12 protein-coding genes are annotated in these 12,860 nt (G+C 73.3%); 10 read left to right on the top strand and 2 right to left on the bottom strand.

Translation table 11 applies throughout. The annotated features are described in order from the left end of the window. The 5 genes from ACGFI2_RS16710 (at position 1) to ACGFI2_RS16690 (ending at position 4,946) form a co-directional block, all read left to right on the top strand. Positions 1-882, top strand: coding sequence for a branched-chain amino acid ABC transporter permease (locus tag ACGFI2_RS16710; RefSeq protein WP_393517262.1), 882 nt, complete (start codon positions 1-3; stop codon positions 880-882). Next, on the top strand, positions 879-1,889 hold the full coding sequence (locus ACGFI2_RS16705; RefSeq protein WP_393517259.1) for a branched-chain amino acid ABC transporter permease: 1,011 nt from the start codon (positions 879-881) through the stop codon (positions 1,887-1,889). The genes ACGFI2_RS16710 and ACGFI2_RS16705 overlap by 4 nt, the downstream gene beginning before the upstream one ends. A 75-nt stretch (positions 1,890-1,964) precedes the next feature. After that, a complete protein-coding gene (locus tag ACGFI2_RS16700) occupies positions 1,965-2,639 on the top strand; it encodes a transcriptional regulator (RefSeq protein ID WP_393517256.1) in 675 nt (224 codons plus the stop codon). Between the two features lie 121 nt (positions 2,640-2,760). Continuing rightward, a complete protein-coding gene (locus ACGFI2_RS16695; RefSeq protein ID WP_393517253.1) occupies positions 2,761-4,326 on the top strand; it encodes an MFS transporter in 1,566 nt (521 codons plus the stop codon). An 11-nt stretch (positions 4,327-4,337) separates the two neighbouring features. Further along, positions 4,338-4,946, top strand: a complete 609-nt coding sequence (locus tag ACGFI2_RS16690; RefSeq protein WP_393517250.1) for a TetR/AcrR family transcriptional regulator — start codon at positions 4,338-4,340, stop codon at positions 4,944-4,946. A gap of 66 nt (positions 4,947-5,012) precedes the next feature. Here the strand turns inward: ACGFI2_RS16690 and ACGFI2_RS16685 are convergent, their stop codons facing one another. Both ACGFI2_RS16685 and ACGFI2_RS16680 read right to left on the bottom strand, forming a co-directional pair. Next, positions 5,013-6,932, bottom strand: coding sequence for a helix-turn-helix domain-containing protein (locus ACGFI2_RS16685; protein WP_393517247.1), 1,920 nt, complete (start codon positions 6,930-6,932; stop codon positions 5,013-5,015). A gap of 14 nt (positions 6,933-6,946) precedes the next feature. Then, the gene (locus ACGFI2_RS16680; protein ID WP_393517245.1) at positions 6,947-7,729 is read right to left on the bottom strand and encodes a 3-hydroxybutyrate dehydrogenase; all 783 of its coding nucleotides are present in this window, start codon (positions 7,727-7,729) and stop codon (positions 6,947-6,949) included. 182 nt (positions 7,730-7,911) lie between these two features. Here ACGFI2_RS16680 and ruvC point away from each other — a divergent pair, with 182 nt between their 5' ends. The 5 genes from ruvC (at position 7,912) to secD (ending at position 12,859) form a co-directional block, all read left to right on the top strand. Further along, positions 7,912-8,442, top strand: coding sequence for a crossover junction endodeoxyribonuclease RuvC (gene ruvC, locus ACGFI2_RS16675; RefSeq protein WP_393517242.1), 531 nt, complete (start codon positions 7,912-7,914; stop codon positions 8,440-8,442). Then, entirely contained in the window at positions 8,439-9,041 is a 603-nt protein-coding gene (gene ruvA, locus ACGFI2_RS16670; RefSeq protein ID WP_393517239.1) for a Holliday junction branch migration protein RuvA, read from the top strand. Before ruvC ends, ruvA begins: the two co-directional genes overlap by 4 nt. 146 nt (positions 9,042-9,187) lie before the next feature. After that, a complete protein-coding gene (gene ruvB, locus ACGFI2_RS16665; RefSeq protein WP_393517236.1) occupies positions 9,188-10,252 on the top strand; it encodes a Holliday junction branch migration DNA helicase RuvB in 1,065 nt (354 codons plus the stop codon). A gap of 137 nt (positions 10,253-10,389) precedes the next feature. Beyond that, positions 10,390-10,734 carry a preprotein translocase subunit YajC gene (yajC, locus tag ACGFI2_RS16660; protein ID WP_393517233.1) on the top strand — a complete coding sequence of 115 codons (345 nt, stop codon included), beginning with the start codon at positions 10,390-10,392 and terminating at the stop codon, positions 10,732-10,734. 223 nt (positions 10,735-10,957) lie between these two features. Continuing rightward, positions 10,958-12,859: a protein translocase subunit SecD gene (secD, locus tag ACGFI2_RS16655; RefSeq protein ID WP_393517230.1), complete on the top strand. Its 1,902-nt coding sequence runs from the start codon at positions 10,958-10,960 to the stop codon at positions 12,857-12,859. Position 12,860 lies beyond the last annotated feature (1 nt).

Raw genomic sequence — 12,860 nt, 5'->3', positions numbered from 1 at the left:
ATGTCCGGGTTCCTGCAGAACACGTTCAACGGGCTGGTGGGCGGGGCGTTCTACGCCCTGCTCGCCCTCGGGCTCGCGGTCATCTTCGGCATGCTCCGGGTGGTGAACTTCGCCCACGGCGCGTTCTACATGCTCGGCGCGTTCGGCGCGTACGTGCTGCTCGCCGAGGCGGGCGTGCCGTTCTGGGCCGCACTGGTGATCATGCCGCTGGCGCTGGGCCTGCTCGGCATGGCGCTGGAGCGGGCGGTGATCCACCGGCTCACCCGGCTCGACCCGCTCTACAACTTCCTGCTCACCTTCGGCCTGACGCTGATCCTGCAGGACCTGGTCAAGTCCCGGTACGGCGTGCAGTCCAGCCCGTACGCCACGCCCGCCGAGCTGAGCGGCACGGTCGACTTCGGGCTCTTCGACTTCCCGACCTACCGGGTCTTCATCCTCAGCTTCACCGTGCTGCTCTGCGTGGTGGTCTGGTGGGTGCTCGGGCGGACCCGGATCGGCATGGTGGTCCGGGCCGCCACCGAGCGGCCGGAGCTGACCCGGGCGTTCGGCATCGACGTGGGGAAGTGGGTCACCCCGGTGTTCGGCTTCGGCATCGCCCTCGCCGGGCTGGCCGGGGTGCTCGCCGCCCCGATGCGGGCGGTCAACCCGCTGATGGGCGCCGACCTGATCATCGTGGTCTTTGCGGTGGTGGTGATCGGTGGGCTCGGCTCGATCTTCGGCTCGGTCGCCGCCGGCTTCGGCATCGGCCTGATCCAGGCGTGGGGCGAGGCGTACCTGTCGGACTACCCGCTCGTGTCGCAGACCGTCGTGTTCGTGGTGATGGCCGCCGTGCTGCTCTGGCGCCCGGCCGGCCTGTTCGGCCGTGAGGAGGCACCCGCATGACGAGTGCGGTGGACACGCCCGTCGAGAAGCCGGCCCCGCGGTCCGGCCTGCTCGCCGTGGCCCGGGCGCCCGGCCGGGTCCGGTACGCGCTGCTGGCCGTCGGCCTGCTGGTCGCGCTCTGGCTGCCCAACGGGCTCTACCCGGCGGTCGCGGTGGACATCCTGTGCTGGGCCCTCTTCGCCGTCTCGGTGGACCTGCTGCTCGGCTTCACCGGGCTGATGTCGTTCGGGCACGCCGCGTTCTGGGGCACCTCGGCGTACCTGACCGGGCTGGTCGCGATCCACGCCGGCCTGCCGTTCCCGGCCGCGGTGCTGGCCGGGGCGTTGGGCGCGGCGCTGCTCGCGCTGCCGATCGGCTACCTGGCGGTGAAGCGCACCGGGATCTACTTCGCGATGGTCACCCTGGCGTTCGCGCAGATGGTCTACTACGTGGCCAACGAGTGGCGTTCGGTCACCCAGGGCGAGAACGGCCTGCAGGGCGTGCCGCGGTCGTTCTTCGGCGCCGACCTCACCGACGACTACTACTTCTACTACGCGATCCTGCCGATCGTGCTGCTCGGCCTCTTCGCGGCCTGGCGGATCGTGCACTCGCCGTTCGGCCGGGTGCTGGTCGGCATCCGGGACAACCCGGCCCGGGCCCGCGCGCTGGGCTACCCGGTGCACCGCTACAAGCTGACCGCGTTCGTGCTCTCCGGTTTCCTGGCCGGGCTCGGCGGCGGGCTCTTCGCGGTCGGCCACCGGTTCGTCTCGCTGGACGTGCTGCACTGGACCACCTCCGGCAAGGCGGTCATCGTGGTGGTGCTCGGCGGCATCGGCACGCTCTGGGGCGGCGTGCTCGGCGCGGCGCTCGTGGTCCGGCTGGAGGACTGGTTGTCGTTCTCCGGGTTCGAGGCCATCGGGCTGGTCACCGGCGGCATCTTCGTGCTGGTCGTGCTGCTGTTCCGGCGTGGCCTCTGGGGCACGGTCGCCCACCTGCTCCGGCGTCGGGGCGTCGCTCGGCGCGAATGATTTTCTCCCCGGCGCATCCGGATCCGGCCGGCCGGACGAACCCCCTGGTAGGAGAGCTACCCGGGGGTACGTCCGTTGCTGTGGAACAACTTGCCGGCCGGGGCCGCCGAGACGGCCCGTAAGCGGCTCCTGGCCGCCGCCGAGGACCTGGACGACAACCAGGTCGCCGGGCTGGTGCTCGACCTGGCCGCCGAGGCCGGGGTGGCCCCGGTCTGGGAGCAGGTCTGCCTGCCGCTGCTGGGCGGGTTGCGCGGGCAGAGCCCCGCCGACATCGCGGTGGAGCACGCCCTGTCCGAGGGCGTGCGGGTCGGGCTGGACGTCTTCCGCCGGGACCCGGCCCGGCCGCTGTCCGCGCGGGGGATCCTCCTGGCCGGCGCCGAGCACGAGACGCACTGCCTCGGGCTGCACGCGCTGGCCGCGGCGCTGCGCGAGCGGGGCCGCGGTTGCCTGCACTTCGGCCCGGCACTGCCCTGGTCCGCGCTGGCCGGCGCGGCGGTCCGGGTCCGGCCGCGGGTGGTGGTGGTCTGGTCGCAGACCCCGCTGACCGGCCGGGCGTACCGGCTGGTCCGCCTCCGGCGGGACCTTCCGGGCGTCCGGGTGCTCGCCGCCGGACCGGGCTGGATCGAGCCGTTCCCGCCCGGCCCGGCCGCTCCCCGCCGGGTCGGCACCCTCCCCGAGGCCGCCGCCGCCTGCCTGCAAGGCGGGCCCCCGCTTAACGCCTCCGGTATACGGCCGGACGCCACGACGTGACCTGGCGCACATTCGATACGAACCGGTTCCGTATCGAAATTCTCTCACCTACTCTCGGCGAGAGTTACGAGTCTGCCCCGTATCGTATTTGGACGCGGGTGAACCCGGGGGGAGAACCCGAATGGAACCGCACGAGAACACCGGACACCCGAGGAGGTGGGCGATCCTCGGGGTGCTGGTGATCAGCCTCCTCGTGGTCGTCCTCGACAACACCATCCTCAACGTCGCGCTGCGCACCCTCGCCGACCCGGTACGCGGCCTCGGCGCCAGCCAGGGCGAGCTGGAATGGGCGATCAACTCCTACACGCTGGTCTTCGCCGGACTGCTCTTCACGTTCGGCGTGCTCGGCGACCGGCTCGGCCGCCGGCGGTTCCTGATCCTCGGGCTGGCGCTGTTCGGGCTGGCCTCGCTGCTCTCGGCGTACGCTCAGGACCCCGCGCAGCTCATCGCCGCCCGGGCCCTGATGGGCGTCGGCGGCGCGGCCATCATGCCGGTGACGCTCTCGATCATCTCCAACGTCTTCGACCCCCGCGAGCGCGGCCGGGCGATCGGGGTCTGGGCCGGCGCGGTCGGCCTCGCCGTGGCCATCGGCCCGGTGCTCGGCGGCGCGCTGCTGGAGCACTACTGGTGGGGCTCGGTCTTCCTGATCAACGTGCCGGTGGTGGCGGTCGGCGTGCTGCTGGTCGCGCTCCTGGTCCCCGAGTCCCGCGACCCGTCCCCGGGCCGGGTGGACCTGCTCGGCGTGCTGCTCTCCGTGGTCGGACTGGTCGCGCTCACCTACGGCATCATCGACGGCGGCGAGCACGGCTTCGGCCGCCCGCAGGTCTGGGTCTCGATCGTCGGCGGCCTCGCGGTGCTCGGCTGGTTCGTCACGCACGAGCTGCGCAGCGACCACCCGTCGCTGGACGTGCGGCTGTTCCGGGTGCCCCGGTTCGCCGCCCCGGTGGCCCTGGTCGGGCTGGTGTTCTTCGCCGCGATGGGCGTGATGTTCTTCGGTGCGTTCTACCTCCAACTGGTCCGTGGTTACAGCCCGCTGGAGAGCGGCCTGCTGTACCTGCCGTTCGCCGCGGCCCAGCTGATCTTCGCCCCGCGCAGCGCCGCGATGGTCCGCCGCTATGGCGGTCGGGCCGTCGCGACGGTCGGCCTGCTGCTCACCGTCGTGGCGCTCGCCGCGTTCGTCTTCATCGACGCGGACACGCCGATCTGGATCTTCTCGGCGCTGGGCTTCCTCCAGGGCGCCGGGATGGCGAACATCATGCCGCCGGCCACCGAGTCGATCATGTCGTCGCTGCCCCGGGAGAAGGCCGGCGTGGGCTCGGCGGTCAGCAACACGGTCCGCCAGGTCGCCGGCGCGCTCGGCGTGGCGGTGCTCGGCTCGGTGCTCTCCGCGGTCTACCGCGATCAGGTCGCCCCGGCGGTGTCCGCGCTGCCCGCCCCGGTTCGCGACGCGGCCCGGGAGTCGGTCTCCGGGGCGTACGCGGTCGCCGACCGGCTCGGCCCGGCCGGGGCCCGGCTGATCGACGCGGCGAACGACTCGTTCGTGTCGGCGATGCACTGGGCGGCCGGGATCTCCGCGCTGGTCGCCATGCTCGGCATGGTGATCGTGCGGCGCTGGATGCCGGGCCGGCCGGTCGTCGCGCCCGACGCGGCCCCGGCCACGGAGCCGGAGTTGGCCGGGACCGCCTAGGTTCGTGGACAATGTCTGACATGACTTCCACGTCGGGTGCTCCGCGGTCGCCCGGGCGACCGCGGAGCACCCGCGCGGACGAGGCGATCGTGGAGGCCACCCTCGACCTGCTGGCCGAGGGCAGCACCATCGAGGCGCTCTCCATCGAGGCGATCGCCGCCCGCGCCGGCGTCGGCAAGGCCACCATCTACCGCCGCTGGCCCGGCAAGGAGGCCCTGCTGCTGGACGCGTTGCGCCGGCTCAAGGGCGATCCGCCACGCACCGGCGGACGCTCCGTCCGGGACGACCTGGTGCAGCTGGTCGGCGCCGTCGGCCAGCACGTCGACCCGCGGGCCCGCATGATCATGCCGTGCCTGGTGCCCGAGGTCAGCCGCAGCTCCGCCCACCGCCAGGCCTACGAGGCGATCATCGAGCCCCGGCGGGAGGTGATGCGCGAGGTGCTGCGCCGCGCGGTCGACAGCGGCGAGCTGCGCGCCGACCTCGACGTCGAGGTGGCCATGGCGCTGCTCACCGCGCCGATGCTGACCCAGCGGATGGTGCACTGGTATCCCGGGCCGGACGAGCGGATCCTCCCGGAGCGAATCGTGGACGCGGTCCTGGACGGTCTGCGCGTCCGCTGACCCGCCGGGCGGCTCAGGGGACGCGGTCCTGGACGGTCTGCGCGCCCGCTGACCGGCCGGGCCGGGTCAGCCGGCCGGTGTGCGCAGCCGGTGCAGGCGCAGCGCGAGCTGCACCTCCAGCGCCCGCTCGGGCTTCTGCCAGTCGGCGCCGAGCAACTGCCCGACCCGTTCCAGCCGCTGGGTCACCGTGTTCACGTGCACGTGCAGCAGCTCGGCCGCCCGGGCCAGGCTGCCACCCACCCCGAAGTACGCCTCCAGCGTCTTCACCAACGCGGTGCCCCGCCGCGCGTCGTAGTCGACCACCGGCCCCACCGTGGTGGTCAGGAACCCGCTCACGTCCCGGTCGCCGGCATCGCCGACCGCGCCCAGCAGCAGCCCGACGAAGCCCAGCTCCGCGGTGCTCGCCCCCTGCCCGGCCCGGCCCAGCGCGCCGAGCGCGGTCAGGCAGCGCTCCGCCTCGGCGAACGTGACCGCGAGCGACGCCGGCCCGGTCGACGGCCCGCTCGCCCCGGCGGTCACCGGCCGGCCGGTCACCCGGGACAGGTCCCGGGCCACCGCCCGGGCCGTCCCGCCGGCGTCCCGCCCGGGCAGCATCAGCACCACCCGCCCGTCGCGCGCCGCGGCCAGCCCGCCCCGGGTCGAGGCGTACGTGGTGGCCCAGGAGAGGACCCGCTGTCGGGCCGAACCGGTCTCGGCGAACGCGTCGTCGCCGACCGCCACCAGCACGTGCGGGGCGTCCAGGTCCACCCCGATCCGGCGGGCCCGGCTGCGCAGCGCGTCGGTGTCCCGCAACGGGCGGGCGATCAGGTCGTCCAGCAGCTCACCCCGGACCCGGCCCTCCGCCTCGGCCACCGTCCGGCGGAACAGCAGCAGCAACGCGGTCACCAGCGCCGCCCGCTCCAGGATCCGCTGGTCGGCGTCGACCAGTTCGTCGTCCGGGCGCAGCACCAGCGCGCCCAGGTTCTCCGCGCCGGCCACCACGGCCGCGTACCAGAGCGGGCCGCGCCGGACGCTGCGCCCCTCGGTGCGGGACGCGGCGACCGCCTCCACGATGTCCGCCCGGTCCGGCTCCTCGATCTCGCCCACCCGGGCCAGCCGGCGTCCCTCGGCGTCCAGCGCCAGCAGCGCCCCGCCGAGCACCTCGGTCACCGCCGCCGCCACGTCCCCCATCCCGCCGCCGCGCACCACCAGCGCGGTCATCCGGTCGTGGGCGGCGGCGGCCCGCTCCACCGAGCTGCTGTGCGCCCGGATCGTGCTGTTCGCCGCCGACAGCTCCTCCAGCGCGGCGCGGGTCTCGGCCAGCAGCCGGGCGGTGTCGATCGCCACCGCCGCGTGCGCGCCCAGCGAGACCAGCAACGACACCTCCTCCCGGGCGAACGGGCGGGCCGAGCGGTTGGCCGCGTAGAGCACGCCGATCACGCTGGAGCCCAGCCGCAGCGGCACGCCGAGGATGGCCACCAGGCCCTCCTCGCCCACCCCGCCGTCGATCTCCCCGGTGTGGTGGAACCGCTCGTCCTCCTGGTAGTTCGAGGTGACGTACGGGGTGCCGGTCTGCGCCACCAGCCCGCCCAGCCCGTCGCCCATCTCCAGCCGCAGTCGCTGGAACCGGGCCGAGATCGAACCGTCGGTGACCCGCATGTACGTGTCGCCGCGCTCGTCGTCGTTGAGCGTCATGTAGGCCACGTCGGTGCCGAGCAGGATCCGTGCCCGGTGCACGATCGCCCGCAGCACGTCGTCCAGGTCGCGCAGCCCGGCCAGGTCGCTGGCGGTGTCGTAGAGACCGGACAGCTCGGTTTCCCGGCGGCGACGGCGCTCCAGCAGCGCCCGGACCCGCAGCGCCACCACCTTCGCCTGCTCCAGCTCGGCCAGCCGGTCGGCGGGCAGGCCGGCGGCGCGCGCGGCGACCAGCGGGCCCTCGAACTCGACCGCGGCGGCCTCGCGCGCCAGCAGCTCCAGGAACTCCACCGGCGACGACATGACCGACATTGTGCGCGGTGCCACTAGTTGGCCGTCCAGCCCCCGTCGAGGGCGATCGAGGCGCCGGTGAGGAACGCGGCCGGCGGGGCGCACAGGTACGCCACCAGCTCGGCCACCTCCTCCGGCTCGATCAGCCGTTTGATCGCCGCCCGGGCCAGCATGATCTTCTCGATCACCTCGTCCTCGCCGATGCCGTGGCTGGCCGCCTGGTCGGCGATCTGGCTCTCCACCAGCGCGGTCCGCACGTACGCCGGGTTGATGCAGTTGGCCGTCACGCCGTGCGCGGCGCCCTCCAGCGCCACCACCTTGGACAACCCCTCCAGCGCGTGCTTCGCCGCGACGTACGCCGCTTTGAACGGCGACGCGCGCAGCCCGTGCACCGAGGAGATGTTGACGATCCGGCCCCATCCGTTGGCGTACATCCGGGGCAGCGCCCGGCGGATGAGCAGGAACGGCGCCTCCACCATCACCCGCTGGATGTACTCGAAGCGCTCGATCGGGAACTCCTGCACCGGCGCGACGTGCTGCAACCCGGCGTTGTTGACCACGATGTCGGCGTCCACGTCGAGCCGGTCCACCGCCTCCGGGTCGGCCAGGTCGATCCCCTCGGCCCGGCCGCCGGCCTCGGCGGCCACGGCCTTGGCCGCCTCCACGTTCCGGTCCAACACCAGCACCGCCGCGCCGGCCGCCGCCAGACGCAGGGCGCAGGCCCGTCCGATACCGCTGCCACCACCGGTCACCAGGGCGTTGCGACCGGAGAGGTCAACGTGTACGACGTGGGGGACCGCCACGGGTTCTGCCGTCATGGCGCAGAAGTTACGAGGCGTGTGGCCCCGGGCACATGGGGCAGCGACACATACTCGACCGCTTCAGTGTGTGGTGCGTACCGCGCCGATCGTCCTCGGCGTGTCCGCCCGTCCGGCCACTGCGGCGCACCAGTAAGGTGTGTCGAACACACGTACTGCTGGCGGCTCGGGGAGGAGGCGGCGTGCGCGTGCTGGGCGTCGACCCGGGGCTGACCCGGTGCGGGGTCGGCGTGGTCGAGGGCGTGCCGGGCCGCCCCTGCACCCTGGTCGGCTACTACGTCGTCTACACCGATCCCGCCGACGAGCTGCCGCTGCGCCTGCTGCACCTGGACCGTTCGCTGACCGACCTGGTCGCCGAGCACCGGCCGGACGCGGTCGCGGTGGAGCGCGTGTTCAGCCAGCACAACGTGCGTACCGTGATGGGCACCGCCCAGGCCAGCGGCGTGGCGGTGCTGGCCGGCGCGCGCGCCGGGCTCCCGGTGACAACCTACACGCCGAGCGAGGTGAAGGCGGCGGTCACCGGTTTCGGGCAGGCGGACAAGAAGCAGATGACCACCATGGTCACCCGGCTGTTGCGGCTGGCGGAACCGCCGAAGCCGGCCGACGCCGCCGACGCGCTGGCGCTGGCCATCTGTCACGTCTGGCGCGGCGGCACCCGGTCCAAGCTGGCCGCGGCGGCCGACCAGGCCCGACGAGGAGGGGCGCGACGATGATCGCGAGTGTGCGCGGCACGGTGACCGCGACCGGTCCGGACCACGCCGTGGTGGAGGTGGGCGGCATCGGCCTCGCCGTGCAGTGCGCCCCGGGCACCATCGCCGACCTGCGGGTCGGCCAGCCGGCCCGGCTCGCCACCAGCCTGGTGGTCCGGGAGGACTCGCTCACCCTCTACGGCTTCGCCGACGACGACGCCAAGCAGCTCTTCGAGCTGCTGCAGACCGCCAGCGGGGTCGGTCCCCGGCTGGCCCAGGCGGTGCTCGCCGTGCACACCCCGGACGCCGTCCGCAAGGCCATCGCCAACGCGGACACCGCCGCGCTGACCCGGGTGCCCGGGATCGGCAGGAAGGGCGCCGAGCGGCTCGTGCTGGAGCTGCGGGACCGGGTCGGCCCGGTGGCGATCGGTCCGGACGGCGCGGGCGGGGTGACCGCCGGCGCCTGGCCGGAGCAGGTGCGTCAGGCCCTGGTCGGGCTCGGCTGGTCGGCCGCGCAGGCGGAGCAGGCGGTGGCCGCGGTCGCCGAGACCGTCGACGGCGAGACCCCGCCGGTGCCGGTCCTGCTCAAGCAGGCGATCCGCCTCCTGGGCCGCACCCGATGACGAGCGCGAGGAGTGAGCCGGGTTTGCGAGCCCCGCAGTCGCGAGTGAAGGTCGGCGCATGACGAGCGCGGGGAGTGAGCCGGGTTTGCGAGCCCCGCAGCCGCGAGTGAAGGTCGGCGCATGACGAGCGCGGGGGGAGCGCGCGGATGAGCAACGACAATCTGGTCTCGGCGTACGTCAGCGACGCCGAGCTGGACGCGGAGGCCAGCGTCCGGCCGAAGCGGCTCGCCGAGTTCATCGCCCAGGACCGGGTGCGCGACCAGCTCGACCTGTTGCTGCAGGGCGCGATGCGGCGCGGCTCCCCGCCGGACCACATCCTGCTCTCGGGGCCGCCCGGCCTCGGGAAGACCAGCCTGGCCAACATCGTCGCGGCCGAGCTGGGCGCGGGGATCCGGGTGACCAGCGGGCCGGCGATCGAGCGGTCCGGTGACCTGGCCGCGATCCTGACCAGCCTCGCCGAGGGCGACGTGCTGTTCATCGACGAGATCCACCGGATCGCCAAGCCGGCCGAGGAACTGCTCTACAGCGCCATGGAGGACTTCCGGGTCGACGTGGTGGTGGGCAAGGGGCCGGGGGCCACCGCCATCCCGCTCGACGTCGAGCCGTTCACGCTCGTCGGCGCCACCACGCGTTCCGGACTGCTGACCGGGCCGATGCGCGACCGGTTCGGCTTCGTCGCGCACCTCGACTTCTACTCCCCGGCCGACCTGGAGACCCTGCTGCACCGCTCCGCCCGGATCCTCGGCGTGCCGATCACGCCCGAGGGCGCGGCGGAGATCGCCGGCCGGTCCCGGGGCACGCCCCGGATCGCCAACCGGCTGCTGCGCCGGGTGCGCGACTACGCCGAGGTGCGCGCGGACGGGGTGGTGACGCTGGAGACGGCCCGGGCCGCGCTCACCGTCTACGACGTGGACGGGCTGGGTCTGGACCGGCTCGACCGGGCGGTGCTCAAGGCGCTCGTCGACTCGTTCCGCGGTGGTCCGGTCGGGGTCTCCACGCTGGCCGTGGCGGTGGGGGAGCAGCCGGACACGGTGGAGGAGGTCTGCGAGCCGTTCCTGGTCCGGGCCGGCCTGCTGGCGCGGACGCCCCGGGGGCGGGTGGCCACCGAGGCCGCCTGGCACCACCTGGGGCGTAAGCCCCCGAATGGTACATTTGGCGCGGAAGCCCCTCCGGAGCCCGATCTGTTCTCGACGCAGACCGATCGGCCGTGATCCGTTCGTGATCTGTGCCGCATTCGGTCTTCCCAGGAGCAGGGACTAGACTTCGCCGCGGTCTGTACAGGACGTGAGAATCCGCCTCCGCTGCGGCGCCCTCGGGGCCGACGGAGGCCAACCGGAAGGTCGACACCGTGCTTTACGCAGCAGCGAGTGGCGGGGGAGCCGGCGGTCTGACGCCGATCCTCATGATCGCTCTGCTCTTCGTCGTCATGTACTTCATGATGATCCGTCCGCAGCAGAAGCGCCGCCGCGAGGCGGAGCAGATGCAGTCCGCCCTCGCCCCCGGCGACGAGGTGGTCACCATCGGCGGCCTGCACGGCACGGTCACCGTGGTCGAGGACGAGACGGTCCTGCTCGAGGTGGCCCCGGGTGTGCAGACCCGGTACGCGCGCCCCGCGGTGGCCCGGGTGGTCAAGCGAGCCGAGGCGCCCGCGGCGGAGACCATCAGCGAGGAAGTCGAGCCGGTCAAGGAGTGATCACCTGCCCCGGACGGGGCAGCGGAAACACCCCCACAAGTGGATAGTTGGGTTGGCGTCCGCGCCGGCACGCAGCCAGGCCCGCGCGACGCCCCCGCGTCGTGCCCGGGCCGGCGTGCCGGTGACCGGCGCCGGCCAGCCGGAGCAGTCGGGCGGACACCCCCGGCCCGACAGGTGTCGCCGCCGTGGAAGCGGCGCGACCGTACAGGGAGACAGGACAGCCGTGGCACCACCTCAGGGACAGATGCGCCCCGGACGGCAGCTCGCCGTGCTCGGGTTCATCTTCGTCGTCCTCTATCTTTTGGTGTTCTTCTCGGGCGGCGCCAGCGGTGGCTGGAAGGACCGGCTGGAGCCCCGGCTCGGCCTGGACCTCATCGGCGGCACCCGGCTGACGCTCGAGGCCACCAACACGGTGGACGGCAAGCCGCCGACCTCCGCCAACCTCGAAGAGGCGCGGCAGATCATCGAGAGCCGGGTCAACGCCTACGGCGTGGCCGAGGCGGAGGTGGTCACCGAGGGCAACCGCAACATCGTCATCTCCCTGCCCGGGCAGAACCGTGACCTGACCGACGTCGGCAGCGCCGCCGAGCTGCGCTTCCGCAAGGTGCTCAAGGCCACCGACGGCAGCGGCGCCGCCGCCGCGCCGGCGCCGAGCCCCAGCGCCTCCGCGGCGCCGTCGGGCAGCGCGTCACCGAAGCCGTCCGGGAGTGCCTCGCCGAAGCCGAGCGCGAGCGCCAAGGCCACCGCGTCGCCGAGCGCCGGCGGGCAGGGCGGCATGGCCCCCGCGCCGAGCGCCAGCGCCACCCCGTCCGCGTCGGCGAGCGCCGCCGCGCCGAGCGCCAGCGCCGAGCCGGTGCCGCAGAGCATCGAGCAGCAGCGCCAGGCCGTGCAGCAGAAGGTGGGCGCCGCCGCGTGGGCCGCCGCCTCCGGCCTGCAGGCCCCCGCCGACCTCACCACCGACCCGTCGCTGGCCGACAAGCTCAAGCCGTTCGGCACGCTCTCCCCGCAGGAGATCGCGGTGCTGCCGGTGGAGATGCAGTTCAACGTCCCCACCATCACCTGCGCCCAGCTCGACAAGCGGCCGCCGGCCTCGATCAAGGACCCGAAGCAGAAGGCGGTGGCCTGCGAGGCCGGCGCGAAGAACCTGCTCGACGTGGCCAAGGTGGAGGGCACCGACGTCAAGAACGCCTCCGCCCAGCTCGACCAGACCAGCTCCTGGGTGGTCAGCCTCAACTTCACCGGCAAGGGCCAGGAGAAGTGGACCGCGCTGACCCGCGAGTCGTTCAACAACGAGGGTCAGGCCTGCGACCAGAGCGCGCTCGGCCAGGACGGCAAGTGCCGGGTCGCCGTGGTGCTGGACAACGAGATCGTCTCCTCGCCGGAGATCCAGGGTGTGCTGACCGGTGACTCGCAGATCACCGGCAGCTTCGACAACAAGTCGGCGAACGCGCTGGCCAGCCAGCTCCGCTACGGCGCGCTGCCGGTCACGTTCGTGCCGCAGGAGCAGCAGAACGTCACCGCGACGCTGGGCGACAGCCACCTCAAGGCGGGCCTGCTCGCGGCCGGCATCGGCATGCTGCTGGTCATCATCTACTCGTTCTTCTACTACCGGCTGCTCGGCTCGGTCATCTTCCTCAGCCTGGTGCTCTCCGCGCTGCTGGTCTTCGGCGCGCTGGTGGTGCTCGGCCGGTCGATCGGCTTCACGCTGACGCTCGCCGGCATCGCCGGCATGATCGTCTCGCTCGGTGTGGCGGCGGACTCGTTCGTCATCTACTTCGAACGACTCAAGGACGAGATCCGCGAGGGTCGCAGCCCGCGCAGCGCGGTGCCGCGGGCCTGGATCCGGGCCCGCCGGACGATCATCTCGGCGAACGCGATCACGCTGATGTCGGCCGTGGTGCTCTACATCGTGTCGGTCGGCGCGGTGAAGGGCTTCGCCTTCGCGCTCGGCCTGGCGACCGTGCTGGACCTGCTCGTCGTGTTCCTCTTCCGCCACCCGATCATGACGATGTTCGCCCGCACCCGGGCGTTCCTGTCCCCGCGGGTCAGCGGTCTGGGCCGGGCGTTGCCGGCCCGGTCGGCCGAGTCGGGCACCGCCCGCAACCCGCGTGTCAAGGAGGCCTGAG

Source organism: Micromonospora sp. NPDC049282 (assembly GCF_043197045.1).
Taxonomy (GTDB): Bacteria; Actinomycetota; Actinomycetes; order Mycobacteriales; family Micromonosporaceae; genus Micromonospora.
Note: the sequence above shows the minus strand (reverse complement) of the source record. Positions and strands in the feature narration are given on the sequence as shown.

What these genes read in the sequence shown, in the direction of transcription:
- ACGFI2_RS16685 (WP_393517247.1), bottom strand. Translation starts at nt 6,932, where the DNA reads ATGTCGGTCATGTCGTCGCCGGTGGAGTTCCTGGAGCTGCTGGCGCGC.
- ACGFI2_RS16710 (WP_393517262.1), top strand. Translation starts at nt 1, where the DNA reads ATGTCCGGGTTCCTGCAGAACACGTTCAACGGGCTGGTGGGCGGGGCG.
- ruvB (WP_393517236.1), top strand. Translation starts at nt 9,188, where the DNA reads ATGAGCAACGACAATCTGGTCTCGGCGTACGTCAGCGACGCCGAGCTG.
- ruvA (WP_393517239.1), top strand. Translation starts at nt 8,439, where the DNA reads ATGATCGCGAGTGTGCGCGGCACGGTGACCGCGACCGGTCCGGACCAC.
- ACGFI2_RS16695 (WP_393517253.1), top strand. Translation starts at nt 2,761, where the DNA reads ATGGAACCGCACGAGAACACCGGACACCCGAGGAGGTGGGCGATCCTC.
- ACGFI2_RS16705 (WP_393517259.1), top strand. Translation starts at nt 879, where the DNA reads ATGACGAGTGCGGTGGACACGCCCGTCGAGAAGCCGGCCCCGCGGTCC.
- ACGFI2_RS16690 (WP_393517250.1), top strand. Translation starts at nt 4,338, where the DNA reads ATGTCTGACATGACTTCCACGTCGGGTGCTCCGCGGTCGCCCGGGCGA.
- ACGFI2_RS16680 (WP_393517245.1), bottom strand. Translation starts at nt 7,729, where the DNA reads ATGACGGCAGAACCCGTGGCGGTCCCCCACGTCGTACACGTTGACCTC.